This window comes from uncultured Clostridium sp. (genome assembly GCF_947072515.1).
Lineage (GTDB): Bacteria > Bacillota > Clostridia > Clostridiales > Clostridiaceae > Clostridium.
This window is the reverse complement of the sequence record NZ_CAMTIG010000041.1, coordinates 1-21320: the sequence shown is the minus strand read 5'-3', so window position 1 is coordinate 21320 and position 21320 is coordinate 1. Positions and strand designations below refer to the sequence as shown.

39 protein-coding genes are annotated in these 21320 nt (G+C 28.4%); 12 read left to right on the top strand and 27 right to left on the bottom strand.

Annotated features, from left to right (window positions below):
* Positions 1-12 precede the first annotated feature (12 nt).
* From Q0W06_RS13990 to Q0W06_RS13885, 22 genes are all read right to left on the bottom strand, one after another.
* The gene (locus Q0W06_RS13990) at positions 13-402 is read right to left on the bottom strand and encodes a hypothetical protein (RefSeq protein WP_297636851.1); all 390 of its coding nucleotides are present in this window, start codon (positions 400-402) and stop codon (positions 13-15) included.
* Positions 402-1439, bottom strand: a complete 1038-nt coding sequence (locus Q0W06_RS13985; protein WP_297636848.1) for a hypothetical protein — start codon at positions 1437-1439, stop codon at positions 402-404. The genes Q0W06_RS13990 and Q0W06_RS13985 overlap by 1 nt, the downstream gene beginning before the upstream one ends.
* Positions 1439-1933, bottom strand: coding sequence for a hypothetical protein (locus Q0W06_RS13980; RefSeq protein ID WP_297636845.1), 495 nt, complete (start codon positions 1931-1933; stop codon positions 1439-1441). The genes Q0W06_RS13985 and Q0W06_RS13980 overlap by 1 nt, the downstream gene beginning before the upstream one ends.
* On the bottom strand, positions 1905-2261 hold the full coding sequence (locus Q0W06_RS13975; protein ID WP_297636842.1) for a hypothetical protein: 357 nt from the start codon (positions 2259-2261) through the stop codon (positions 1905-1907). The genes Q0W06_RS13980 and Q0W06_RS13975 overlap by 29 nt, the downstream gene beginning before the upstream one ends.
* On the bottom strand, positions 2261-2773 hold the full coding sequence (locus Q0W06_RS13970; protein ID WP_297636840.1) for a hypothetical protein: 513 nt from the start codon (positions 2771-2773) through the stop codon (positions 2261-2263). Before Q0W06_RS13970 ends, Q0W06_RS13975 begins: the two co-directional genes overlap by 1 nt.
* On the bottom strand, positions 2764-3282 hold the full coding sequence (locus Q0W06_RS13965; RefSeq protein WP_297636837.1) for a hypothetical protein: 519 nt from the start codon (positions 3280-3282) through the stop codon (positions 2764-2766). Before Q0W06_RS13965 ends, Q0W06_RS13970 begins: the two co-directional genes overlap by 10 nt.
* Before the next feature lie 80 nt (positions 3283-3362).
* Positions 3363-5120 carry a phage major capsid protein gene (locus tag Q0W06_RS13960; RefSeq protein ID WP_297636834.1) on the bottom strand — a complete coding sequence of 586 codons (1758 nt, stop codon included), beginning with the start codon at positions 5118-5120 and terminating at the stop codon, positions 3363-3365.
* 9 nt (positions 5121-5129) lie between these two features.
* Positions 5130-5870: a phage minor head protein gene (locus Q0W06_RS13955; RefSeq protein ID WP_297636831.1), complete on the bottom strand. Its 741-nt coding sequence runs from the start codon at positions 5868-5870 to the stop codon at positions 5130-5132.
* Entirely contained in the window at positions 5870-7135 is a 1266-nt protein-coding gene (locus tag Q0W06_RS13950) for a phage portal protein (protein WP_297636828.1), read from the bottom strand. Before Q0W06_RS13950 ends, Q0W06_RS13955 begins: the two co-directional genes overlap by 1 nt.
* Before the next feature lie 4 nt (positions 7136-7139).
* Positions 7140-8378, bottom strand: coding sequence for a PBSX family phage terminase large subunit (locus Q0W06_RS13945; protein ID WP_297636825.1), 1239 nt, complete (start codon positions 8376-8378; stop codon positions 7140-7142).
* Positions 8368-8988: a hypothetical protein gene (locus Q0W06_RS13940; RefSeq protein ID WP_297636822.1), complete on the bottom strand. Its 621-nt coding sequence runs from the start codon at positions 8986-8988 to the stop codon at positions 8368-8370. The genes Q0W06_RS13945 and Q0W06_RS13940 overlap by 11 nt, the downstream gene beginning before the upstream one ends.
* Before the next feature lie 130 nt (positions 8989-9118).
* Positions 9119-9355, bottom strand: coding sequence for a hypothetical protein (locus Q0W06_RS13935; RefSeq protein ID WP_297636819.1), 237 nt, complete (start codon positions 9353-9355; stop codon positions 9119-9121).
* Between the two features lie 9 nt (positions 9356-9364).
* Positions 9365-10123: a phage antirepressor KilAC domain-containing protein gene (locus Q0W06_RS13930; protein ID WP_297636816.1), complete on the bottom strand. Its 759-nt coding sequence runs from the start codon at positions 10121-10123 to the stop codon at positions 9365-9367.
* Positions 10124-10140: 17 nt separating this feature from the next.
* Entirely contained in the window at positions 10141-10494 is a 354-nt protein-coding gene (locus tag Q0W06_RS13925; RefSeq protein ID WP_297636813.1) for a RusA family crossover junction endodeoxyribonuclease, read from the bottom strand.
* 12 nt (positions 10495-10506) lie between these two features.
* Positions 10507-10746, bottom strand: coding sequence for a hypothetical protein (locus Q0W06_RS13920; protein ID WP_297636810.1), 240 nt, complete (start codon positions 10744-10746; stop codon positions 10507-10509).
* A gap of 7 nt (positions 10747-10753) precedes the next feature.
* Positions 10754-10975: a hypothetical protein gene (locus Q0W06_RS13915; RefSeq protein ID WP_297636807.1), complete on the bottom strand. Its 222-nt coding sequence runs from the start codon at positions 10973-10975 to the stop codon at positions 10754-10756.
* An 11-nt stretch (positions 10976-10986) separates the two neighbouring features.
* On the bottom strand, positions 10987-11274 hold the full coding sequence (locus tag Q0W06_RS13910; RefSeq protein ID WP_297636804.1) for a hypothetical protein: 288 nt from the start codon (positions 11272-11274) through the stop codon (positions 10987-10989).
* Between the two features lie 22 nt (positions 11275-11296).
* On the bottom strand, positions 11297-11503 hold the full coding sequence (locus Q0W06_RS13905) for a hypothetical protein (protein ID WP_297636801.1): 207 nt from the start codon (positions 11501-11503) through the stop codon (positions 11297-11299).
* Positions 11493-11744: a hypothetical protein gene (locus tag Q0W06_RS13900; protein WP_297636798.1), complete on the bottom strand. Its 252-nt coding sequence runs from the start codon at positions 11742-11744 to the stop codon at positions 11493-11495. Before Q0W06_RS13900 ends, Q0W06_RS13905 begins: the two co-directional genes overlap by 11 nt.
* Positions 11745-11753: 9 nt before the next feature.
* The gene (locus Q0W06_RS13895) at positions 11754-11906 is read right to left on the bottom strand and encodes a hypothetical protein (RefSeq protein ID WP_297636795.1); all 153 of its coding nucleotides are present in this window, start codon (positions 11904-11906) and stop codon (positions 11754-11756) included.
* A gap of 5 nt (positions 11907-11911) precedes the next feature.
* Positions 11912-12667 carry an ATP-binding protein gene (locus Q0W06_RS13890; protein WP_297636792.1) on the bottom strand — a complete coding sequence of 252 codons (756 nt, stop codon included), beginning with the start codon at positions 12665-12667 and terminating at the stop codon, positions 11912-11914.
* A 2-nt stretch (positions 12668-12669) separates the two neighbouring features.
* A complete protein-coding gene (locus Q0W06_RS13885; protein WP_297636789.1) occupies positions 12670-13491 on the bottom strand; it encodes a helix-turn-helix domain-containing protein in 822 nt (273 codons plus the stop codon).
* 191 nt (positions 13492-13682) lie between these two features.
* Between Q0W06_RS13885 and Q0W06_RS13880 the strand changes: the two genes are divergently transcribed.
* On the top strand, positions 13683-13913 hold the full coding sequence (locus Q0W06_RS13880; protein WP_297636786.1) for a hypothetical protein: 231 nt from the start codon (positions 13683-13685) through the stop codon (positions 13911-13913).
* Here Q0W06_RS13880 and Q0W06_RS13875 read toward each other — a convergent pair.
* Positions 13894-14085: a hypothetical protein gene (locus Q0W06_RS13875; protein WP_297636783.1), complete on the bottom strand. Its 192-nt coding sequence runs from the start codon at positions 14083-14085 to the stop codon at positions 13894-13896. The two genes, Q0W06_RS13880 and Q0W06_RS13875, sit on opposite strands and share 20 nt — an antisense overlap.
* Positions 14086-14176: 91 nt before the next feature.
* Complete coding sequence (locus Q0W06_RS13870; protein WP_297636781.1) at positions 14177-14377, bottom strand: helix-turn-helix transcriptional regulator; 201 nt, start codon at positions 14375-14377, stop codon at positions 14177-14179.
* A 128-nt stretch (positions 14378-14505) separates the two neighbouring features.
* Between Q0W06_RS13870 and Q0W06_RS13865 the strand changes: the two genes are divergently transcribed.
* The 3 genes from Q0W06_RS13865 to Q0W06_RS13855 are packed head-to-tail and all read left to right on the top strand — an operon-like array spanning position 14506 to position 15630.
* Positions 14506-14793: a hypothetical protein gene (locus tag Q0W06_RS13865; RefSeq protein WP_297636778.1), complete on the top strand. Its 288-nt coding sequence runs from the start codon at positions 14506-14508 to the stop codon at positions 14791-14793.
* 13 nt (positions 14794-14806) lie between these two features.
* Positions 14807-15211 carry a hypothetical protein gene (locus tag Q0W06_RS13860; protein WP_297636775.1) on the top strand — a complete coding sequence of 135 codons (405 nt, stop codon included), beginning with the start codon at positions 14807-14809 and terminating at the stop codon, positions 15209-15211.
* A gap of 20 nt (positions 15212-15231) precedes the next feature.
* Positions 15232-15630 (top strand): YHYH domain-containing protein, encoded by a 399-nt coding sequence (locus Q0W06_RS13855; protein WP_297636772.1) that lies wholly within the window; start codon positions 15232-15234, stop codon positions 15628-15630.
* 20 nt (positions 15631-15650) lie between these two features.
* Here the strand turns inward: Q0W06_RS13855 and Q0W06_RS13850 are convergent, their stop codons facing one another.
* The 3 genes from Q0W06_RS13850 to Q0W06_RS13840 form a co-directional block, all read right to left on the bottom strand.
* Positions 15651-15836 (bottom strand): hypothetical protein, encoded by a 186-nt coding sequence (locus Q0W06_RS13850; RefSeq protein ID WP_297636769.1) that lies wholly within the window; start codon positions 15834-15836, stop codon positions 15651-15653.
* Positions 15837-15899: 63 nt separating this feature from the next.
* Positions 15900-16319, bottom strand: coding sequence for an ImmA/IrrE family metallo-endopeptidase (locus Q0W06_RS13845; protein ID WP_297636767.1), 420 nt, complete (start codon positions 16317-16319; stop codon positions 15900-15902).
* A gap of 21 nt (positions 16320-16340) precedes the next feature.
* Positions 16341-16754, bottom strand: a complete 414-nt coding sequence (locus tag Q0W06_RS13840; protein ID WP_297636764.1) for a helix-turn-helix transcriptional regulator — start codon at positions 16752-16754, stop codon at positions 16341-16343.
* A 159-nt stretch (positions 16755-16913) separates the two neighbouring features.
* On the opposite strand from Q0W06_RS13840, the gene Q0W06_RS13835 reads away from it, so the two are divergent.
* The 8 genes from Q0W06_RS13835 to Q0W06_RS13800 form a co-directional block, all read left to right on the top strand.
* Positions 16914-17036, top strand: coding sequence for a hypothetical protein (locus tag Q0W06_RS13835; protein WP_297636761.1), 123 nt, complete (start codon positions 16914-16916; stop codon positions 17034-17036).
* 89 nt (positions 17037-17125) lie between these two features.
* Positions 17126-17311 (top strand): hypothetical protein, encoded by a 186-nt coding sequence (locus tag Q0W06_RS13830; RefSeq protein WP_297636759.1) that lies wholly within the window; start codon positions 17126-17128, stop codon positions 17309-17311.
* Positions 17312-17545 (top strand): hypothetical protein, encoded by a 234-nt coding sequence (locus tag Q0W06_RS13825; protein WP_297636756.1) that lies wholly within the window; start codon positions 17312-17314, stop codon positions 17543-17545. It begins immediately after the preceding gene.
* A 122-nt stretch (positions 17546-17667) separates the two neighbouring features.
* The gene (locus Q0W06_RS13820) at positions 17668-18714 is read left to right on the top strand and encodes a lambda-exonuclease family protein (protein ID WP_297636754.1); all 1047 of its coding nucleotides are present in this window, start codon (positions 17668-17670) and stop codon (positions 18712-18714) included.
* Positions 18715-18728: 14 nt separating this feature from the next.
* Positions 18729-19715, top strand: a complete 987-nt coding sequence (locus tag Q0W06_RS13815) for a recombinase RecT (RefSeq protein ID WP_297636751.1) — start codon at positions 18729-18731, stop codon at positions 19713-19715.
* Between the two features lie 16 nt (positions 19716-19731).
* Positions 19732-20451: a putative HNHc nuclease gene (locus Q0W06_RS13810; protein WP_297636748.1), complete on the top strand. Its 720-nt coding sequence runs from the start codon at positions 19732-19734 to the stop codon at positions 20449-20451.
* 15 nt (positions 20452-20466) lie between these two features.
* On the top strand, positions 20467-20712 hold the full coding sequence (locus Q0W06_RS13805; RefSeq protein ID WP_257163813.1) for a hypothetical protein: 246 nt from the start codon (positions 20467-20469) through the stop codon (positions 20710-20712).
* A 13-nt stretch (positions 20713-20725) separates the two neighbouring features.
* Positions 20726-21320, top strand: a 595-nt coding sequence (locus Q0W06_RS13800; protein ID WP_297636742.1) for a hypothetical protein, incomplete at its 3' end; no start/stop codon positions are given.

Sequence of the window (21320 nt, the reverse complement as noted above, 5' to 3'; positions counted from 1 at the left end):
AAAAATCCCTCCTTAAATCATAACGTCTGCAATAACTCTAGCTTTTACTAAAATCTGCACTGTATTTTCTGTTTTATTGTAAGTTTTATCTAAAATAGATACCACACCTAAGTCAAAAGGAATATTTTCTGTTATACTTCCTCTTTTATCTATAAAAGCTCCTATACCTTCTAAATTTGCAAGTTCAGCTGCTTTCATTATTCTTTCATCATCTGTATTAGTTCTTATTTTTATAGTAAAAACTATTTTTTTTGAACCAGCATATATATTTTCATGTTCACCATATAGATCTTCCTCATCTTGTGTCCAAGGGTCTGTTGGTTTATTCCATGTAATTTCAAGTATATTTTTTAAAGAAAACCCATTATAATTAAAAAATACTTTCGACATGTCTTTAGCCATTATTTATTCACCTCTCCATAAGTTCTCTCTAGTGTTAATTCTATTGTTTTAGTAAAGTCTGCTAATCTGAATATAACTCTAGGCCTAATTACTTTTAATTGTCTTTCTGCAGCAGTTTGATTTATAGGTAGAATCTTAAACTCTGCTTTTCCATTTAAATCAGCTATAAGACCCATTTGGTACATTTCTCCCATTACATTTGATATAACAGTCTCTAATAAAGAATATCCTCTAGTATCTTGCTTGAAGCCTTTTTCAGCCATAGCGATTTCAATATTATCTATCAAATTATAAATAATACAATCTGTAGCGGTTACCTCAGTAATGTCTGTTGAATCAGTTGTAACTCCCATTCTTGCAAGCACATAATCTTTAGAAGTTCTTTTTTCTGCAAAATTTATATTAACTTTAGCTAGTTCAACTCTTTTCCCACCGCTTACATCAGCTGTTACTCCTGATAAAATATTCATATCAGATTTACTTCCTGCACCTGGAGTAATTACAGTTGCCATATACGCAATCGCTTTATTCTCATTTGAATAATCAATAAACTTTATATATCTATCACTCTTTTCGGGATCAGTTATTGTTTCTGTAGTTGTTGTTTCAAAATATATTTTTCTCTTTTCATTACAAAACGCATTCAATGCTCCCACTGTCATTACTTCTGGTTCTAAAATATGTGCTATTGAGTAATATTCAACTGTTGAACCTAGTTCATTTAAAGCATCAACGACATCTTGTTTTGTTGCTCCAGTTTTTTTTACTGATAAAACATGAAAATAATCTGGTATTAATGGTTGCTTTGCAGGATATGTTTTTTGACTTAAAAACAATTGAATAGCTTCATATATTTTAGAATTATTTCCAAAATATTTTGCTACCTCTTCAGAACTTGAAAATGTTTTAATACTTGCTACTGCTCCGTCAGCATCAGTTTTATGTTCATTTGTTATAAATAAACATTTATTTAAAGCTGCCTTAGTAAAACTTGGAGCCATTTCTACTTTTATTTGTACTGGATTTTGATATTCCATCACTTACCTCCTATTATTATTTCAGAATTATTCAAAGATAACTCTATTGATTTAGCTAAATCTAAAGCCCTTTCAATTTCTAATTTATACTCAAATTTAATATCAAATATAAATCTATAAATCCATTGCTTAGATTGCTCCTCATGCATAGGTTTAATAACTATATTTTCATTAATTATTCCTATCCCATTTTGCTCCCATTCTTGGTATCTCATTTTATAAACTATTAGATTTTTTAAAACAGTTGCTTTTTCTTTTGCTTCTTTTAAATTTTCTCCAATAACTTCAAACTGTATAGTACTTTCTCCCTCGAAAAAAGCATGTTCTTTATCTTTTAATATTTCATCATCCCAAAATACATCCTCTGTATTTTCAGACAATTCATAAGCTACACCATAAGGTTTTGGTGGTTCTTTTTTTCCGTTATATCCTTCTATCACTTCAACAGGTTTATCAACTCTAGTATTAATTAGTTTCCTGATTATCGTGAACATTATTAATCACCTTCTTTAAAATATAGAATTTAATATCAGCTAAATATCCATAATCTAAATTAGGATTAACTTCATATTTAACTCCATTGAGTTCTATTATTGATTTTTCAGTCAATGCAACCTTTGCTCTAAGGTCTATGTCACCTACTTCAATATAACCCTCCTTAAAATTCTTTATATCAGAAGAATTAAATGGAAAATAAACGCCTTTGAAAGTTATAGTTTTTTTTATTCCTTCTATCCATTCTCCATTATCCCAATGACCTCCTATTTCTTCCTCAACAGTTATAGGAGTTAATAGTCTCTTAGGTATAAAAACTCTACTCATTAGCCACCAACCTTATTCCAATCACTTTTATAAACAGTTGCTCCACCTTTTTTTATTTTATATCTAATACTTTTTATTAAATACCCTTCTAAAATAAGTGTTTGTCCTGCACGATTTGGATATTTATTAGCCTTCCATTTTTCATAATCAGGATCATTTTTTATTGCCCAATTAGAAGCATCAGCTATAGCTTGTACGACTAAACCTCTTATATATTCACCTACTTGCATTGAAGCTAATCTACCATCTAAATTTCCAGCTAATACTTGATTTAATACTCCTTGTACAAATAAAGTTATAGATGATTTATTTTCTTCAATAGCTCTTCTAAAATATCCTCTAGGTTTTATTTTTCCTCCTGGACTTCCAAACTCTAAATAACTTCCATATTCAAGAACAGTCATTTCTTTCTGCTCTCCCATGCTATCTCCCTCTCCTAAAATACCAATTTCAATAGTATGAGTAGCAAAATAATTCATTGCTTTAGTTATTTTTCCTATATCTACAGACATGCAGTTGCTCCAAACATATTAATTATGGAGTCTATAAAGTTTTTATTTTTATCCAAGTCATTTATATATGTGTAGCTTATATCTTTAATAGAATAACTTTTTAATCCAGCTTCATCAATTTTTGTTCCTGCTAAAACTATTTGTTCAAATATAAACATTTGAATATTTTTAGGTAGTTCAGAATATCCAGCAATGTATTCGATTTCTATTTCATCACAAGAACAAAGTTCAGTACCTATATTTATTTTTCTATTAGATTTAACGTTTATAAATCTAGTTATATCTACTCCAGAGTATAAACACTCAACTATAGAAACTATTGGCCTTGATGTTAGATATACATCTTCTGAATTAATCCCTTTGACAAATTCCTTCCTCTCTCCAAGTTCCAACTTATATCCTAATATTGCTTCTATTTTTTCTAAAATAGCTTCAAAATAAAAATCTAAAGTTTCTTGTTCTGTTATTTGAGTTATATTTTTAGCCATTTTTTCATTATAAAGAGCCATATATCCTCCTATAAGGAACGGGGATTAACTCCCCGCTCTTCTACCTCTTTTCTTTACTTCATTCTCCAATGACATTAATGCTATGCTGTCTTTTTTTTTATTTTTATAAAATTCTCAGGAAGTTGAACTCCAAATCCTAATAATTTTTCCATATAGTATTTAGTAATACCCTTAGTTGTAATTTGGTCAGTTATTTTTAAGTTTAGATTAGGATTAATTACTCCAATCATTCCTTCTTCCCAGTAACCAAATGTAATTAAATAATCTCCTGCTGCTGCAGTATTTGGATTCTTTAAAACATCAGATTCAATTATATTAACTGGTCTATTCATTAATGTTCTGGCATTACCTGTGTTTAAATCAGTTATATAGAAATCTTTTCTATCATTTTTTAATTTTGCAATTGTTGACCACATAGCTCTAGTCATATCCCAAGTTGACTTTTCAGCAATTTCTGTTCTCATTGAATAGTAAATTTCTAAAATTTTATCTGCTAAATCAGAACCAGTAACTGTTAAATCAAGTTCAATTTCAGCAATATTAGTATCTACTAAAATTCCTTTAGGTTGATTAACTCCGGTTCCAGTGAACATCTTATCAGATATGAATAAAGACCAAGCATATTCAACTCTAGACATTAAGAAGTTTAAATATCCCACAAAATTTACAGCTAATAATCTATTAGATACAGCTGGCATACAGTAGAATTGGAATAAATTAATAGTTACATTGTCTAATTTAACTCCTTTAGTTTCTGTTCTCTCATCAAGTTCTCCAACTATTCCACACTCTGGTAATCCCAACATCTCTCTAGGAATAACAACCGAATTATCTCCAATAGGTAAAAACGATATTCTGGCCATTACACTATTTTTAGCTTGTAATCTAGTTAATATAGTTTCTACATATTTAGGTTTAATTGCATTTGGTGTATCTCCAGTTGAAGGTGTAGCGAAGTTCTTTATTTCATTATTCATGCTAAACTCAATTTCTACTCCAGTTCCTTTTGCATCCATTTCTTTTAACATACAGAAAAATGCTTCTGCATCTGATATATCTTGCTTTGTAGCAGTATATCCTACTTTTAACCCTTTTATAACTTCATTAATTTCTTTAAACTTAGCTTCTAACCCATCTTTAAACTCAGTATTTATAGTATTTTCAATCCCTTTAAATTGCTCTTGTAATTCTGAGAACTTCTTAGGTAACCCTTTAATTTCATCATCTGTTTGAGCTCTCATCATTTCTTGTGTAAATTGTGCTAATAATTTTTGCATGTTCTCTAAAGTTAAATTTTCTCCCATTCTTCTATCTCCTCCATTTTCTCCGAATACTTTTGTTATTTTACTTCCTTGTACTGCACCTTTTGGAGTTATTGATCCCTCATGTGCATTAAATTCATCTATTGAATAATAATAAATTTTTCTACCATCGACAGTTTCTTCTTTAGAACCTCCTTTAGAGATTATTCCTCCAGCAGATAGTTCAAATTTAGCTCCTTGATTTTTCATCAAATCATACAGTGCTGCTGCATTAGAATTTAAATATGCTCCGGATTCATCTTGTGTTAGTTGTAACTGAGCTTCTATTTCAAATCCTTTTTCAGTTTCATATCCCATACATGTACCTACTGGAATATTATTCCCTGCATGGTTATATAGTAGCAACATTGTTTTACCTTCGTTATTCTTCATAGAACCTTTATTAAATCTATAATATCCAAGAGCTAATGTCTTATGATTATAATTAACTAATATTCCACTAAAACAACCTTTTTTATCTGTTTTTTCTGCAAATTCTTCAAGATTTACTCCAAAACTAATATTTTTTTGTGGCATAAGCACCTCCTATTCAAATGTAATTAAACAATTACAATTTACTATTTCTGATACTGGTAATGTTGGATGATGAGGACATGGAGCTTTTGCAGTTCCAAAATCAAAATCTTCATCTATTCCTATAACTTTTCCATTTAATCTTTTATGATTATCTCTAGATGTGTATCTTCCACCTATATGTATATATCTTTTCTTTTTCATCTTGGCTGCCTTAGCAGTATTAAGACTTGTATTATTTATAGCTGAACTAGTTTCAGTTCTTGCGATTGTAGCTGCTCTTGTATCACTCATATCATCAATCTTAGATACAATCTCTTTTATAAGGCCTTTACCTGAAAGACCTTGGTTATCAGAAATTACTTTATTTAAAATATTTCTAGTTGTATCTGTTATCTTCGTAACTTTTTTAGCTGCATATTTTTTTGTCCAATTTTTTAAAATTGTATCTTTAATGCCTAAAATTTGTTTTTTGGTAATATTCCAACTATATATTTCTGTATAATATGTAATTGCTTTATCTATATTTTTAACTATCATATTTGATAATGCATTGTTTAAATCCTCTTCAAATCCAATATAATCAATTTTAAGCTGATTATTAAACTCTTGTGATAACTTTGTACTATTACTATCTAGAATGCTTTTTTTAAACCTTTTAAAGACATTTGAAATTATAATTTTATTATCAGATGATAACTTCATTTCAAATTTCTTTTGTTTCCTTGCTAAAAGTAGATATTTTTTACTCATTAAATATCATCCTCTTTTTCATTTCCAGAACCTCCAATTGGAGTAGATAAATTTTCAAGTGTTTCAGTTCCTATAACTATTACATCCCCACCTTTTATATCTTCAATTTTCAATCCTGTAATTTCAGCAGCAGCTTTTCTATATTCGTTTACAGTTAGTCTATCTTTAATAGAATCTAAAGCTTTTAATTCCTCAGCTTTATCAAGTTTCAAAGCTTCTATATGTGATATTTTTATATCAAAGTAAGCTCCTTTAAGTTCTTTAGCAAATAACTTATTTAAATGATTAACTAAATCCTGCATCCATGGAATGACTGTGTCTGTATATAATTCTTTTTTAGCTTCTTTTCTATTAGCATAAGTAGATTGTCCTCCACCTACAAGCTCTGGAGGAACGCCAACACTTAAACAGATTCTTTCATGTGCTGTTTTTTCTCCATTTAACCAATCTGCTTCTATTGGAGATTTAGATGTATCTTGATATTTAGCATCTCCACTTAAAATAAGTGGTTTCCCATTATTAGTTCCAGATGACATAGCTGCATATCTATCTCTTATTTCTTCTCTATCTTCTTTTGTTAAATGACCTGAACCTCCAGATATAACACCGTTTATTTTTCCACTATTTTTTGATAGTCTCCAATTCCAAGTCCATACCTTTTTTATAAAGCTACCTAAAATACCCATAGAATTTTGGTTTGAAAGTCCTGTACCATAAGAATTTGGTGAGATTCCAGCTACCTCTTGATAATAATTTGCTGATTTTATCCATAAAAAATTATTTTTTATTTCATTTGGATCACTTATATTTTCTCCTGGATTAATAATCTCTATTCTTGAAATTTCAGTTCCATTAAAGTGGATATTAAAATTATCTGGATGATATACTCTTAAATCTGGAGCTAACCAACTAAGACCATTAACTTTTCTAATAAGACATCCTTTATCTTTTGCTATAGACCAGTTAAGTACATAATCTATAAAGTCAGCATAAGAAATTGATGAACTTACATACTCACCTAATATTGCTAAACTGTGATTAGGAACTTCTTTTTTATTCTCTCCCTCTCCTGTAAATATTGATAATTTAACTGATTTTGTAGCATCAGCTCTCTTTTGCATAGCTAAACAAAAACTAGAGTTTGAAAAAGGATCTCTTATATAATCTTGAACAGCTTCCTCATCACATACATCTATTATGGTTAAACCATTTCCACCTAAAAATCTAGATAAGTAACCTCTTAATGTTTCAAATATTTTTCTCACCTCCTTAGTCTAAGATTCTCATTTTGCTATAATTCCAATATTCCTCTGTGGCATATCTTAGAGCATCTAAAAAGTGGTCTGCTCCTTCTATTTTGTCAGTAATATTTCCATTTTTATCAACTTTAAAATCAGCCATTTGAAGTTCTCTAGCACCATTAGGACATCTTTTCTTACAAACTACTATAGTTTGTTCACCTAACCATCTAAAACCAGTTTCTATACTTCCTGCACCTTTTTTCGCTGCTTCAGTAGGTACTCCATAATCATCGTTGTAAGAGTCTATACTTTTAGGCTCATTGTTATCTGCAATTGTTAGAGTATCATCCCAACCATTTTTTTTAATTCTCCCTGCTGTAACTGAGTTCCCAAGTCCACAACCATAAATCTCTCCAAATATATATAAAATTTTATTTCTTTTATCATAATGAGTTCTAGCAAATGCAAAAGGATCTCCACCATATCCCCAATCTAAACCTTGATTGATTTTATCAAAGCTATCAATTAGTTTCTGGTCTAATTCCTTTTCTACTATCAATTTAGGGAATGGTACTATATCACTTCCTATAGGTTCTCCCATATATATCCATCTATATCTCAGCTCATTTTCTGCTTTAGCTTTTTCTGCTTCTTTTATAAATTGAATTGGTAGTTTAGGATTTTGAGTAAAATTACTACAATGAACATACATACCTTCAGTATTTCCAAATAACCATTTTTGATTACACCAATGATATTTATTCTTTGGAGGGTTAAATAGATAAATTAATTTAAAATGATCTATTTCTCCTCTCAATACAGATTGTTTTATATGGTCCACTTCATCCCAAGTTTTAAATTGGTCTACTTCTTCAAATATAGTTATTGCTACTGGATATAAAGTTTTAAGTGATTTTATCTTCATAGGATCATCTGCACCCTTAAAATAAAATCCATTTCCACGAGGTTTGTAAATAATCTCCATTCTGCTATAATTAACCTTAAATAAATGAGATATACCTAAATGCCCTAAACACCAAATAACTTGACTAAATACAGATGTTCTAATTGTATTGGCTACTTTTCTAAGAACTAAACAATCTATCTCCTCTGCTATTATTCTCATTATTGGAAAAATAAATACATTAGATGATTTTCCTCCACCTCTTCCACCATACTCAACCATTTCTAAGATGTCTTTATTTTTAAAAACTTTATATGACTCATAAAATTCTGGAGTTATCTTTTCTGATAGATTAATTCTCATTTAAATCACCTATATCATCTACTATCGTTATTGGTTCATATTCTGTCTCTTCAGGGTTAGCCTTAACTTTTTCTACTTCTAATTTTTCTAACTTCTCAATTCTATCTAATCCAAATATTAATTGTTCAACTTCCTCATTCATTATCAATTTTTCCATAGCTGCTTTGGATATTTTTCCATTATCTCGCCAATTACCAATTTCATAATTTATTGCTTCTAATGCTTCCTCATTTGTTTCCATTCTTAAAAGTTTATTTTTTTCTATTCTCTCTTTATATTTCTCTCTAAATTGCTTTAGATATTCAAGTTGAGATTGTTGGAGATTTTCTTTTGCACTCCAATTAGCGATAGTACTTCTAGGTGTTCCAGTTTGCTCCGATACTTCTTTTAGAGTATGCCCCTCTTCAATCAACGTTTTAGCTACTTCTTTTACTTTTTTGTGTGCATACTTTTTTGTTTTTTGTGTGCATACCTTTTTATCATCCTTGCACCATTTATATCTTTGTTTCCAACTCTTTACAGTATTAAGTGATACCTCATATTTATCAGCTATATCCTTGTATTTCATTCCATTTTTATAATCCAATTCTGCTAATTCATATTTTTCCACTTAACCACCCTCTTTAGATGGAGCTCTTATTCTCATATTTATCCTCCAATAAAACTAGTCTCTTCACTTATAGCTATTTTGTTGCCAATAATTTGGCACTGTTTTTAAATATTTTTAATAAAAAAAAGAGCTATATTACTAGCCCTCTTAATTCAACCTTTTCTATTAACCATTCTTCATGATTTTTTATCTTATGTTTAATTTTAACCAATCTTCTTCTTATACCACTACTCTTTAATCCTAGCTTATCTGCTATATGTCTTGGTTTCATCCTCTTACTCATTATATATATCTCAAATTCTCTTGGAGTTAATATTCTTTCTATCATATCATACATCAATTCAAGTACTAATTCTTTCTCCTCCATAATCCACCCCTATGCACTTTTTTCTTTATCCATACTAGCCATTATCCCTAATTTAGATAGTATTTCATGTATCTTTACTCTTCCCTTTTGAGTCCATTTAGTATTTATTCTTGGAGATCCTTTTACATCCATATATGTTTCTGATTTTGTATATCCATTATTCATATGATTAGTATATAGCAGCCATTGCCCTCCAACTTTTCTCTGTATTTTCTCTTCATGGAGTATTTGATTTAATCTCTTTGCTGATATTCCATAGTCTGCTGCTATTTGAGTTACTGTCATTGTATCTTGTGATTTCAGTATAGTATCTAGATATTCTATTCTAGGTTTATATTCAGCTATCTGTTGTTCTTTAATTTTATTCTCTATTTCTAAAACTTCTATTTTTTCCTGTTGCTCTGCTGCCAGTAGTAAAGCTTCTCTAAAACTTGTTGGAACTTTAGGAACTACATTTTGTTCCAACTCTTCCAACTTTTTTATAACTGCTTTTCTTACATATTTGCTTTCTCTCACTAAAACTTGTTTAGATTGAGATAAAGTTAGTTCAAACATTGGTTGTTCTCTATTCATAGAATCTTTATAAAAGATAGGGGAAATTTTTCCCTCATCTATTTCTTCTTCAAATTCATCTCTGATTATTTTTAATAAATCTCTATGTTGTAGTTCGGCTCTATTCTTTTCTTGTTTTCTGAAAAAATTTATTTGTTCCAATAACTCCAAACTGTTTATAGTTCCATTTTTATTTTCTATTTTAATTAATTCCATTATTTACCCTCCTGGAGCTAAATTCTTTGCACTACCATAACTATGCTATTCTCTTTATTCCCATAGCTTTTTTTAGTAGTTAACTCATCTATTTGTTCATCGTCTTTCCAAATAACTTTATTAAAACTATCTAAAATTGCTTTATTATAATTATCTACATCTCTTTTTCTTTTCTCCTTAAAATTTATCTCTATAGATACTTTTAATCTATCCTCTAATGGTTTCTCTTTATATTTAAGGACTACCATTAAGTAGTCCAGCATATTACTTTTAAAATCTTTACCTTTTTTAGTTAAGTATGTTGTATTTTGCCCTCTTCTATAGTAAGTATTTACACTTGGAGGACAAAAAGGAAATTCTAATTTAGTCATTTTATTTATCTCCTATTTTAAGAATATTATTAACTTATAAACTGCATACAAAACAATTATTAACATTGCAATGTGTATTGGTATTGTTATCTTAGGAGATATGAAATGGTTTTTATAAAATTCAAAATATTTATCTGCTCCCATATGAAGATACATAATATCACTTATAAGACCAGTTATATTAGAACTTATACTAATTCCAGCTGCTATAAGAATTAATGCTAAAGCTATTATTATTTTTTCAATTTGCATATTTTAATCACACTCCTATATTGGACAACTTTTCTTTGTCATTCTCTATTCTTAATTCCAATATATTTATATAACTATTCATATGTGATAATTGAATACCCATATATATCCTTTGTTTTTCATCTGTAATTCTTTTATTCTCTATTTCTGAATCTAAAAAATCGCTAAGTTTAGATGCTTTTCCTTTTAACTCTTCTAATTCTTTTTCCATTCTTCCTATATGATCCATAAATCCCTCCATTATTTTGTATATTTTCCTGTTTCTAAGTATTGGTTTAATTTTACTGAGTGCTTAAATGTCTCGGTTCCAATATCTATTAATCCTTCATCTTGCATTTTTCTTAAAAAGTTAGTTGTTGATAATATTAAATCTAATGATTCTTGTGCTATTTCTTCAGCTGTTGATGATACAGGACCATAGTTTTCAACACACTCTTTTAACTCTCCGAACTCTTCAACAACTTTTGTATATTTACTGCTATAGCTTTGTTTAGGCTCTAAATAATAATCCTCCATGTATTTAAACATTATTTTCACTCTCCTATGACATTCAATCTCTATTAAAATCACTATATCTTTCTTTAAAATGGCTACATGCCGGATTTTCTCTGCATGTGTTATTGCTTTTCCAGCAATTTTTATAATCGACACAATCACCACAACATTTATTTGGGTTCTCTAGTATTTTTTTAATAATTAACCATATTACAAATCCTACAGACGATAAAATTCCTATTAAAATATAATCAGATATCATTGCCACCCTCCATAAATAAAACGATTAGTTTTCTTTTGAAGTTATAAAAACATTTACTTGAAGCTATTCTTTCCCAAATCTCTTCGCCATTACTGCCAAATTCCTGTTTGACTTCAAACAAGCTATATTTTCCTTCTTCATCTTTTGCCATGGCATATTCAGGGTTACCGTAGCTTCTAACTGTAAGTCCTTCATCCATACATAATTTATGATGTTCTTTTAAATTCCAATCAAAATTCATTCTCTCCTCCTAGTTTCCAAGATTTAATAAATCAACTATAAAGCTTTCAAAACTCTCTTTTGAATCAACTATTTTATTTTCATTTAAGTAATCTCCATATTTTTTCAACAATATTTCTTCTTGATATAGTTCCATATTAGTTTTATCTAATTTAAATTTCATATTTATCACATCATCAAATGTACAAATTCATCTGTAGTTTTTTTACCTCTCATGCTTTCACCTTTAACTTCAATTGGAAAACACATATCTACTATTCTGTCAGCTATTCTATCTCCGAATTTAGTTCTAGTTTCTTCTAAACTTAAATTTGAAGTTATTATAATAGCTTTTTGGCTTCTATACCTTGTGTCAATTAATGCGAATAATTTCTCTAATACAAATTCAGTAACTTTCTCTACACCAAAATCATCTATAATAAGCATATCGCACTCCTTAGCATGATTAAGCACATCATTTTCAGCTTCTGCCCATTCTCTTTTTAGCTTAGTTAAATATAAGCCTAAATTCATTACTAAAGTTGCTTTATTGCTTTCCATTAATTCATTGGCCATGCAACAAGCTGCAAATGTTTTTCCAGTTCCAACAGGTCCATATAAATACATTCCAACTTTGGGAGTTTTCTCTATAAATTTATCAGTATATTTTTTACACATGTTTATCGCTTTATTTTCCTCTGCATATTTGAAAAAGCTTTTATTAAATTTAGAGTCCACAATAGATACATCCCTAAACCTCTTTATTCTATTTACTCTTCTTTCTGCTTCAAGCTTTTTATCCATAATTTCAAGCTCGTATTTAGAATCTTTCTCTAAACAATCACAGTTTGGAATATACTTAAGTTTTTCTTTAAGTTTTTCAGGCAGAAAATCTGCTATATTTTCATTCAATTTATATTCAACTCCACATCTTTTACATTTCATAATTAAAACCCTCCATTTTCTATTGCTGCTAAAACTTCATCTGGTGTATACGATTTATATCTTTTGTCTTCAACTTCAATTTTTTTAGGTCCTACTTTTTCAGTTTTAGTTTCACGGTCCTCATAGAATCCAATTAAAATTTTATCTATCATATTTTTAGAACAAAAATTATTAATCTTAGGTTTAGTATCTGTTTTCCCACCAAGGAATTTAGACTCATCTATTTTTTTTAGTAATAGTTCCATATTATAATCTTTCATTAAACTTGGATTTATAACTCTGGATATTTCTTCTTTATTTTTTCCAGTAACTTCTTCAACTTTAGAAATATATTTGTTTATATTTTCTCTAAATTTAATTTTCTCCTGATCTAGCGATTCAGCTTCAGCTGATGTATCAATCTTTTTATCTAGGTTATCTTCTAGATTATTAATTAGATTATTATGGGAACTTTTTTCCCTACCTTTTGGAAAATTTTTCCCTACCCCAGTGTAATTTTTCCCCTCCTCGGGAACTTTTTCTTTACTTTGTATAATTTCTATTTTTAAGGCTTTGTATTCACAAAATTTAAGATTATTTACATATTTTTCATATTTATTTAAAAGTCCCTTATCCACAAGACTATTCAAAACATTTTGAACATTTTTTACTGTTGTATTTGTCCAATCTGCTAGATATTGTCTACTTCCTGTAAATTTACTTTCACCATCTTGTGAAAATCCATATATAATTGCATATATTAATAATTCATTGCCTTTTAAACCTAGCTCAGATACCATCCATCCTTGAATATTTATATATCCATCACTGTTTACTTTACTCATTTGTTCCTCCTATTGAGGTTAAGCGCCAACATAACCTCTTTTTATTCAATTGTTACCCTCAACCCTTAGTTATGTTGGCTACGGGTTAAGAGCACCAATTGAACGCCTACAATCAAGTAGGCTTGTATATAGTCCTCCAAAAAGTTATAATAGAGTTCCGACACAACTAAATAATTTTATGGAGGTATTATATGTCAAAAGTTTACGCATGTCTTATCGGTGAATGGGTTTGTCTTAATGATGATCCAAACTGTGTTATGGGAGAAAATAAAACTTCACCATATGTTTGGTATGAAGAAAATGCGATTATCAGTTCCCAAAACACAACAGAAGAATCATATTATAATTTAGACTACATTCATATCTTCTACAAAGGTACTGATTACAGAATAAACCCAATATTTATTCAGATTGTATCTTGATAAAATAAGGACCACTTAAAACAGAATCTCTTATAGTAGTGTTGTCTAAAAACAACTCTTTATCTCTTTTTCTAGCTTCACTACTATAGGCATGATTAACATTAGTCGATACAGCTTGCCACTCTGATTTACTCAGTTTCGCAATCTCTTCAAATAGTTTTTCAGTTATCATCTTCTCACCTCCGAAATTAAATTGAAAATGTTTGTGTTTTAAAAATAAAAATAATTTTGTTTTTTAATATCCTTAAAGGGTATTTACATGATTAAAAAATTTTTTTTAATTTATCTAATGTTTCTTTTCTAGGATAACCTCTATTATTTTTCCAATCATTTCTCAAGTTAGCAAATGATTTTTTTGACATACCTATTTCTTCCGCAATTTGATTATAAGTTTTTCCAGTTTTTTCTTTATATGAATCTACTTTTTTTATTAGATTTCCAAAAAAATTTTCAACTTCTCGCATAGAATCACCTCAAAATTATTATAACCCTAAAGGTTATTAAAGTCAACACTTTATTGTTGTATTTTATTAAATTAAATTGTATAATTTCAATATATTAAATAAAAAAAATATAACGAGGGGGAATATCAATGTTAAAAAAAATTTTTTTAGGTCTTTTTATCTTATCTGGCTTAGCTTTTGCTTGTCCAAATCAAACATTACACGATTCAGCAGAAACTTTAATTGAACAACAAATTTTTATTACAAAAAAAGGAAAGACGCTGACTCTGAATATCTACAATTTATCTCTTCTTTTAGCTATGCAAGGTTTAGAAGGTGATGAGTTAGTAAACAATGGTAAACAAATAATATTTGGTATGAATATCTATGCCAATTCACACGGTTATAAAATAATTATGGAAAATCCAAATGAATAAAAAGGATACTAATATGAAAAAAATAATATTTTTGTTGTTATTTATTATTTTTGGAATTAATTCTTTTTCTAATTATAACGAAAAAATTTTAAACAAAGAAATTATTCCAAGAATGAAGTATTCTGTAGATTTTGAAATTCCAATAATTAAAGGAAAATTTCCAACAGAGGAAATAATGCAAGAAATTGCATATAATGAGAAATTAAAAAATCCAGGATATGAAAATTATTTTATTTCTTTTTACTTACCTAAAATGGAAATAAATAATGGTTACTTTGCTACATCTATAAATACAAATGGTAATAATCCTTATATGACACCTAAAATTTTATACACAAATTTACTTTTTGATGAACATTATTCAAAGTATTTAAAAGAAGATAAAAATGGAAATATTTATTTAGAAGACATAAAATAATAATTAAAGATGGGGGATTCATGAAAAAAATATTAATTTTATCTATTTTAATTTCTACTTATGCTTTATCTCATCCAGGAAGATTAGATTCAAGTGGTGGCCATTGGAATAGAAAGACAGGAACTTATCATTATCATAGAGCTACTTCTAGTTCTTATAATTCAACTTCTTCAAATTCTACTACGTCAAAAAGCACAAAAACTATTAGTGCAAAATCAACCACTACTCAACCAAAAAAGACTACTGTAAAAAAGCCTTTAATGTCTGAAGATGAAATTTATACAAGACTTACTTTTTTAAGATATACAGGGCCAAATGCTATACAAAATTTCCAAAGAGATCATAGCCTTACTCCTGATGGAATAGCAGGACCTAAAACTATTCAAATTTTGAGACAAAAAACAGATGGATTAATTTAAAAAGCACCCTTGTTGGGTGCTTAATTTATTTTATCTTTTTTTAAAAGCTCTTTATTTTTACCAAATAATATTTCTTCTCCTCCTTCATAAAAAGTGATTTTACCACCATCACCTATTGTTCCTATTATTGGAATAGTCATCCACTTTAAATCTTCTACATCTTTTACAGGTATTTTTTTCTTATTTTTTAAATCATCATTCTTCATAATTCCTCCTATTATCATTTGTTTTTTCTACTTTTTTGTAGAAAGTTTTAACAAAAAAATTTATTATTTAAATTTGTATCTGGAGTAATATTTTAATTCTTCTAGTAAATCTGATTTAATACAACTTTTATAATATTCATTAAAGTTATTGTCAATTAATAAATGTGCTGCAAATTCATTAGCTTCATCTTCAAAAACTGAATATTTTTCAAAATTTCCATATTCTAATAAATTTTGAACATCTTTAGATGAATGGAGTAAACAGTGCCCAAGCTCATGAGCACATATTATCTTTTTATCTAAAGATGATAGGTTTTCATTTATAATAATAAATTTTTTCCTTAAAACTTTCTTATAAAATCCTTTTGCTTCTCCAAGATCATAATATCTAACTTGTATCTTTAAATATTTACATATCTTAAAAGGATCTGATGTTCCCCAACGTTTTTTTAAGTTATTTACTCTTCTATAAATGTCTATCATTGTTGATACTCCTTTTCTTTTTTATTTTTTTCTTTTATTCATTTGCTTAGCTTCAAAATAAACTTCTGTTAATGCATCCAATACTTTCTTTTTATCTTCTTCTGATATTTTACTATCAGTAAAATACATCGTTGCTTCATTCATAAAATTACTAAAATGATTTTTTTCTCTACTTGATAATTTTCTAAGTTCAGTTAATTCTTTTTGTATTGGTTCAGGTGTATTAATAAAATTTTCATATTCAACTATTTGATTATACATCTTTTCGGGCATAATTTCCTTTAATGATTCTAAAACTTTTTCAGAAATTTTCTTTTGCTCATTTTCTATTTTAGTTAAAAAAACTTGAGATATACCTATTTGTTCAGCCAAAGCTGCTGCGCTAAGATGTCTTTCTTTCCTAAATTCTTTGATAATTTCACAACTTTTTTTCATTATAAATTCCTCCTAAAAACTTCATATCCTAAAAGATTATAAAACAAAAAATAAATATTGACAAATAACCTTTTGGGTTATATAATACCATTATAGAAGCAAATTTCAAATTTTTTTAAACTTTTAAATAACCTTTAAGGGTATTAACAGGAGGTAACTATGAAACAAAAAAAATTAGAAAACGACTTATGGCAATTCAAAATAAAAGGTTTAACGTTGGAAGGAACATATAGTGAATGTCAAGCTAGATTAGAGATTTACTCTAAGATGTGGGGTGTTTAATGAAAACCATAACAGAATTAACAATCGTAGGACTTGGAGTATTAGTAGTACAAATAATAATAATGAGAATGATGTAAGGAGAAAATAAAATGTTAGGTTGTGATATGAATGGAATTTGTGATTTTAGATCTCAATGTGGAAGTATTGAATGTCCGTATATAACATCCCAAAGAGAAGAAGCAGAACAATGGTGTTTTGATGAAGGGCTAAATGGAAACTGTAATTATGAATGTGAAAGATACGGAACTGAGTTTTGTGCGTTGGAGGAGGAATAAATGTTAGGAAGAGAACTTCTACAAGTTGAAACAGACTTGATGATAAGAGATTTAAAGCCATTTAAAGAAGATAATGACATTATGTGTGAGTGTGGAGAACATAAAGCCAAATGGATACTTACAGATGATTTTATGAAAGGTTGGAACATGAACTTATGTGATGATTGCTTACTAGAAATGAGAGAAGAATATAAAGAAGAAGGTACGAGCTATAAAGCAACCCTTATCAAATAGGGTTGCTAACCTTTAGGTTTTAATTACATACTCAACTCACTATCCCCCAGTGAAAAAGTTGTTCCCCCCGACAACTGTTGAGTATGTAATCAAGACTTAAAAAAGATTAAGGGAGGTCTGAAATGACTATAAAAGAGTTAAAAGAAATTGCAAAATCAAAAAGTTTAAAAGGTTACAGTAAACTTAGAAAAGCTGAGTTAGAAGAACTTTTAAAAGAGCCTACAGAACAAGAGAAATTCTTAGAGAATATAAATCCTGAAATTGAAGTAATTCAATACAAAGATGAAAACGATTGGTTAGAAACTAGAAAGCTTGGATTAGGTGGTTCTGATGTAGCCGGAGTTCTTGGAGAAAGCAAATATAAATCTGCTGTTGATGTATGGAACGATAAAATAAATGGTTCTTCATTTAGTGGGAATAGATTTACACACTGGGGAAATAGATTAGAAAGTGCTATAGCTACTGAATTTGATGATAGACATAAAGATTTAAAGGTTTTTGAACTGAATAGAACTCTAAAAAAAGGAAAATCATTAGCTAATGTTGATAGACTTTTATATGATCCAATAAAAAAAGAGTATGGAGTTTTAGAAATAAAAACAACAAATTCATTCAATTATAAAGAATGGAATGAAGAAACAGTACCTCAGGAATATTATTGCCAAGTAATGCATTATTTAGCAGTTACAGGACTTAATTTTGCGTATATATGCTGTTTAATTGGTGGTAATGATTATAAAGAATTTTATATAGAAAGAAACAATGATGAATGTAACTATGTTTTAAATTATTGTGAAGAATGGTGGAAAAAATATATAGAAACAAACTTAGCTCCTCCAGCTGATGGAAGTAAAGCATATACTGAATATCAAAAGAAAAAAGCTGATAATTTAAATGATATTGAAGTTGAATTAGATATAGATACAACTGAATTTGACAATTTAAAAGCAGAGATAGAAGAAAAAAGTAAAAAATTAGAGCTTATAAAGCAAACTTGGATAGATGAAATGATAAAGTCAGGAGCAAAAAAAGCTAAATTTAAAAATCATAAAATAACAACAGTGGTTCAAAAAAGAGAAACTTTAGATAAAAAGAAACTAAAAGAATCTATTCCAAATGCAGATGATTTTTTCAATGTTACAGAATCTAAATTTTATAAAGTTAGTTAATGGAGGGAAATAAAATGACAACAGAAATTAAAACAGCTAAAAACAAGATAGGTGGAGCTGGAAAAACTCTACCTTCAAATACTCAGGGAGAAGTTAGTCCTACAACTATATTACAAAATATGTTAAGAGAAAATGGTAAAAAATTAAAAGCGGTTCTTGGAAATAATGCTAGTTCATTCATGGTATCACTTGTTAATTTGTATAATTCCGATTTAACCGGTGCAGCTCCACAATCAGTTTTAGCATCTGCATTTATAGCTGCTGCATTAAAACTTCCAATAGAAAAAAATCTAGGATTTGCTTACATAATAAAATATGGATCACAAGCACAATTTATTCTAGGTTACAAAGGAATGATTCAATTAGCTTTAAGAAGTGGTGGAGTAAAGAAAATAAATGCAATTCCAATTAAAGAAGGTCAAATATTATCATTTAATCCTCTTACAGAAGAAATTGAATTTGATATGACTGCAAAAGATGGAGAAATAGTTGGATATGCTGCTTATATGGAACTTACAAATGGATTTAATAAAACTATTTATATGTCTAAAGATGATGTTGAAAAACATGCCTTAGAATATTCACAAACTTATATGAAGGACCAAACTAGAAAAGAATATGAGAAAAAATCTGTATGGTCAAAAAATTATGATGAAATGGCACTTAAAACAATATTAAAGAAAATTTTAAAATTTGCACCATTATCTACTGAAATGCAAATCATGGAAACTGTAGATCAAGCTGCTATAAAAAAAGCTGATATTGATGAGAAAGATGGTTCTCTAATAGTTGAAAACGTTGAGTATGTTGATAACCAAAAAGATACTACTCCAGCTACAAAAGAAGAGGTTTTAGAACTCTTAGCAAGTGCTGATACAGTAAAATTAGATATTAAGAAAAAATCTAGTGAATTAAAAATTGATTTTAACTCAATGAACAGAGATGAACTACAAATGCTACAAAATATTATAGATGAAGAAATAGACAAGCAAATGAAGTAGTTCCAGGAGAATATTTATGTATCGATTAGTATTTGAAAACGATAGAGCAATATTGGAAGTTAATGAAAATATGAGTGTGGCTGAGTTAAAAAAGCTACACTCTAAATTAAGCAAAGGTATAGAAATTAAAAAAGTAGATACGATAAGTGATGAACAAATGAAAATGCTGTGGTGCATATTTAAGGATCTTGGAGAGTTAATCGGATATACAAAGGAAGAGCTAAGAGAAGAACTTGAAAATAAATATTGTTCTGAGAAAAAAATAGAATACTTCTCTATATCTCCAAATAAAAGAAATTGTGCAAGTAAAGACATAGCGACTGATTTTATAGCTTGGATAATAGATTGGAGTATACATCAAGGATATAACTTAATTTTACATATAGGAAAAGGACCAAATAAAAAACTTAAAAGTGCTAGAGATATTTGTCCTGATATTTCAAGATACATAGTTGCTTGTCTTAGAAATAAAGTATGTGCTGTCTGTGGAAGAATTGAAGCAGATTTACATCATACTCCAGCACTAGGAGTTCCATATGAACAAGATACAGGATTACTTACTGGATTTATACCACTATGTAGAGAACATCATTCTTTAGCTCATTCAATAGGATTAACTGAGTTTGAAAATAGATACCATTTGCAAGGAGTTTGGTTGAACCCAACAATGATTATGGAACTTAAAAAAGTTTATCCTGGACATTTTAAAGCATTTAAAAAAGAGAATTATGAATAAAAGCGAGGTTGCACTATGGAAATACATGGTAAATATGCAATAGAACAAGGAAAAATGATTAGTCTTAAAAGTGAGATAAATGGAGTTTTTTATAATAAATATTCTAAAAAGTACCTTGTTAATATAGAACTAGCTAGAAAGACGAAATCTTTAGGAATAGTTGATACTCTTGAACAGGGTATTGAACTTTATCTTAAAGCCACTAAAAAATATAAGAGTGCAAAAGTAATTAAGTACTGGGAACAACAAAGTTTATTTTAAAGGAGCTTAATAAATGAATAAAAATAGATTAATTGAAATTTATAGAAACAAACTGTCTGAAGAGTTTTGGGCACATGATAATACAGAGGATTCGTTATTTTTAAAGTATATTTTCATAATGTTAAAAATACATATATTCGAAGTTACTCAGCATTATAGAAAAACAAAATTTAAATTAGATCCTGAAGTTAAATTAATGCTTATAAATATCTATAACAATATTATGAATATCCAAAAATATACTGGAGATTGCATTTTGAGTAAAACATTGTCAGAGAAGTTTGCTGAAAATGTCGGTAATTTTACAAATAATTTTAATAATAGCTATTCCAAAAAAGGTTGGATTAGAAACTGGACACAAAAACTTCCTGAAAAAATAACAACAGCAAATGAAATTCTTAGAATCCTAGTTGAAATAGCAAATGAAAGATTTTATAAGGTTCTAAAAATGATGGAATTATCTATTTTCTTTGATGTTATTTATAAAAATACAATTGAATATTATAGATACTATGAAGATAAAATCTTAAAACTTGGAGAACCAATTAAAGAAAGTAAGTATTCAAAACTTGTTGGTATGAATTTAAAAAATTGGAAAAGTATGGAGG

Coding starts and splice junctions, on each gene's coding strand:
- Q0W06_RS13840 (WP_297636764.1), bottom strand. CDS start 16,754: ATGAAAAAAAGTTGTGAAATTATCAAAGAATTTAGGAAAGAAAGACAT.
- Q0W06_RS13895 (WP_297636795.1), bottom strand. CDS start 11,906: ATGAAATTTAAATTAGATAAAACTAATATGGAACTATATCAAGAAGAA.
- Q0W06_RS13820 (WP_297636754.1), top strand. CDS start 17,668: ATGACTATAAAAGAGTTAAAAGAAATTGCAAAATCAAAAAGTTTAAAA.
- Q0W06_RS13890 (WP_297636792.1), bottom strand. CDS start 12,667: ATGAAATGTAAAAGATGTGGAGTTGAATATAAATTGAATGAAAATATA.
- Q0W06_RS13850 (WP_297636769.1), bottom strand. CDS start 15,836: ATGAAGAATGATGATTTAAAAAATAAGAAAAAAATACCTGTAAAAGAT.
- Q0W06_RS13855 (WP_297636772.1), top strand. CDS start 15,232: ATGAAAAAAATATTAATTTTATCTATTTTAATTTCTACTTATGCTTTA.
- Q0W06_RS13915 (WP_297636807.1), bottom strand. CDS start 10,975: ATGGATCATATAGGAAGAATGGAAAAAGAATTAGAAGAGTTAAAAGGA.
- Q0W06_RS13975 (WP_297636842.1), bottom strand. CDS start 2,261: ATGAGTAGAGTTTTTATACCTAAGAGACTATTAACTCCTATAACTGTT.
- Q0W06_RS13905 (WP_297636801.1), bottom strand. CDS start 11,503: ATGATATCTGATTATATTTTAATAGGAATTTTATCGTCTGTAGGATTT.
- Q0W06_RS13875 (WP_297636783.1), bottom strand. CDS start 14,085: ATGATAACTGAAAAACTATTTGAAGAGATTGCGAAACTGAGTAAATCA.
- Q0W06_RS13865 (WP_297636778.1), top strand. CDS start 14,506: ATGTTAAAAAAAATTTTTTTAGGTCTTTTTATCTTATCTGGCTTAGCT.
- Q0W06_RS13925 (WP_297636813.1), bottom strand. CDS start 10,494: ATGACTAAATTAGAATTTCCTTTTTGTCCTCCAAGTGTAAATACTTAC.
- Q0W06_RS13880 (WP_297636786.1), top strand. CDS start 13,683: ATGTCAAAAGTTTACGCATGTCTTATCGGTGAATGGGTTTGTCTTAAT.
- Q0W06_RS13990 (WP_297636851.1), bottom strand. CDS start 402: ATGGCTAAAGACATGTCGAAAGTATTTTTTAATTATAATGGGTTTTCT.
- Q0W06_RS13945 (WP_297636825.1), bottom strand. CDS start 8,378: ATGAGAATTAATCTATCAGAAAAGATAACTCCAGAATTTTATGAGTCA.
- Q0W06_RS13900 (WP_297636798.1), bottom strand. CDS start 11,744: ATGAATTTTGATTGGAATTTAAAAGAACATCATAAATTATGTATGGAT.
- Q0W06_RS13810 (WP_297636748.1), top strand. CDS start 19,732: ATGTATCGATTAGTATTTGAAAACGATAGAGCAATATTGGAAGTTAAT.
- Q0W06_RS13960 (WP_297636834.1), bottom strand. CDS start 5,120: ATGCCACAAAAAAATATTAGTTTTGGAGTAAATCTTGAAGAATTTGCA.
- Q0W06_RS13835 (WP_297636761.1), top strand. CDS start 16,914: ATGAAACAAAAAAAATTAGAAAACGACTTATGGCAATTCAAAATAAAA.
- Q0W06_RS13935 (WP_297636819.1), bottom strand. CDS start 9,355: ATGGAGGAGAAAGAATTAGTACTTGAATTGATGTATGATATGATAGAA.
- Q0W06_RS13970 (WP_297636840.1), bottom strand. CDS start 2,773: ATGTCTGTAGATATAGGAAAAATAACTAAAGCAATGAATTATTTTGCT.
- Q0W06_RS13860 (WP_297636775.1), top strand. CDS start 14,807: ATGAAAAAAATAATATTTTTGTTGTTATTTATTATTTTTGGAATTAAT.
- Q0W06_RS13965 (WP_297636837.1), bottom strand. CDS start 3,282: ATGGCTCTTTATAATGAAAAAATGGCTAAAAATATAACTCAAATAACA.
- Q0W06_RS13920 (WP_297636810.1), bottom strand. CDS start 10,746: ATGCAAATTGAAAAAATAATAATAGCTTTAGCATTAATTCTTATAGCA.
- Q0W06_RS13910 (WP_297636804.1), bottom strand. CDS start 11,274: ATGTTTAAATACATGGAGGATTATTATTTAGAGCCTAAACAAAGCTAT.
- Q0W06_RS13815 (WP_297636751.1), top strand. CDS start 18,729: ATGACAACAGAAATTAAAACAGCTAAAAACAAGATAGGTGGAGCTGGA.
- Q0W06_RS13980 (WP_297636845.1), bottom strand. CDS start 1,933: ATGTTCACGATAATCAGGAAACTAATTAATACTAGAGTTGATAAACCT.
- Q0W06_RS13985 (WP_297636848.1), bottom strand. CDS start 1,439: ATGGAATATCAAAATCCAGTACAAATAAAAGTAGAAATGGCTCCAAGT.
- Q0W06_RS13830 (WP_297636759.1), top strand. CDS start 17,126: ATGTTAGGTTGTGATATGAATGGAATTTGTGATTTTAGATCTCAATGT.
- Q0W06_RS13825 (WP_297636756.1), top strand. CDS start 17,312: ATGTTAGGAAGAGAACTTCTACAAGTTGAAACAGACTTGATGATAAGA.
- Q0W06_RS13955 (WP_297636831.1), bottom strand. CDS start 5,870: ATGAGTAAAAAATATCTACTTTTAGCAAGGAAACAAAAGAAATTTGAA.
- Q0W06_RS13805 (WP_257163813.1), top strand. CDS start 20,467: ATGGAAATACATGGTAAATATGCAATAGAACAAGGAAAAATGATTAGT.
- Q0W06_RS13870 (WP_297636781.1), bottom strand. CDS start 14,377: ATGCGAGAAGTTGAAAATTTTTTTGGAAATCTAATAAAAAAAGTAGAT.
- Q0W06_RS13930 (WP_297636816.1), bottom strand. CDS start 10,123: ATGGAATTAATTAAAATAGAAAATAAAAATGGAACTATAAACAGTTTG.
- Q0W06_RS13845 (WP_297636767.1), bottom strand. CDS start 16,319: ATGATAGACATTTATAGAAGAGTAAATAACTTAAAAAAACGTTGGGGA.
- Q0W06_RS13885 (WP_297636789.1), bottom strand. CDS start 13,491: ATGAGTAAAGTAAACAGTGATGGATATATAAATATTCAAGGATGGATG.